The following is a 1,013-nucleotide window of genomic DNA, read 5'->3' on the forward strand; positions in this document are numbered from 1 at the left end:
AGGTTTTGCAGTAAGTAAGCACTATGTTCACCGCCTTTTTTAAAGTCGATGGTTAGGCCAATTTCGTGCAATTTTGCTGTGGTTTCGAGCAGAACTTTACCTTGAGGCTCAGCAATCCACTCATCGCCACCGGCTTGCTCTAAAAGCTTACCTGCCAGCGTTGCCACTTGTTCACCATATTGGCAATCAAGCTGATAACGGCTTTGCACGCTACAAATGGTGCGAGCACGAATGTCATTTTGACGCAGCTCGTCGACCATTTCATAAACCAAGCCTTCACGCAGTGCGCCGCCCGCGAGTGTCATCGCATCGATTTCAAGTAACTCGAAAATCGCGATAAGAATAGACAGGCCGCTAGGGAAGACCAAGGCACGCTCAAGCGTTAAACCTTCGATGTCGAGCTCTTCCAAATGATCGGCTAGCATGGCTTGCTTTTGTAAACGCTTAAGTTTGGAGTGAGTAATTACTTCGTCCATACCCTGCGCCAGCATGATTTCTTGTAGCGCCTGAACGGTACCAGATGCACCTACGCACACATCCCAACCAAGATCGGTGTACTGTTCTAAGATTGGCTTGATGGTTTGCTTTGCGCCTTCAATCGCAGCTTCGAAGTTACGGGCATTCAGTTGGCGATCTTTAAAGAAGTTCTCCAACCATGTCACGCAGCCCATTTTTAGGCTGGTGAGGGCTTTCGCTTCAAAACCTTCGCCAATAATCAGCTCAGTGCTCGCGCCACCAATATCAACCACAAGGCGACGACCACTACCACCTGACGTGTGGGCAACACCTTTATAGATAGTGGCGGCTTCTTCTTCACCAGAGATGACTTCGATTGGCTGCCCCAGAATCTGGTTCGCTTTCTCTAGAAATACATCCACATTGGTGGCAGTACGTAAAGTCGCTGTGCCGACAATGCGAATGTTTTGTGTAGGAATATCCTGCAAGCGTTCCGCAAATAGACTTAAGCAGTCCCATCCTCGCTGCATAGCTTCCATACTAAGAGAATTATGTTC

General features: G+C 48.4%; 1 protein-coding gene. It reads right to left on the reverse strand.

Annotated elements, in window-relative coordinates; all coding sequences use genetic code 11:
- The coding region (locus R7Z78_RS24920; RefSeq protein ID WP_169643697.1) for a guanosine-5'-triphosphate,3'-diphosphate pyrophosphatase at positions 1-1,013 on the reverse strand (1,013 nt) is incomplete at both ends.

Origin of the sequence: Vibrio sp. 1167 (genome assembly GCF_033340375.1) — a bacterium.
GTDB lineage: Bacteria > Pseudomonadota > Gammaproteobacteria > Enterobacterales > Vibrionaceae > Vibrio > Vibrio alginolyticus.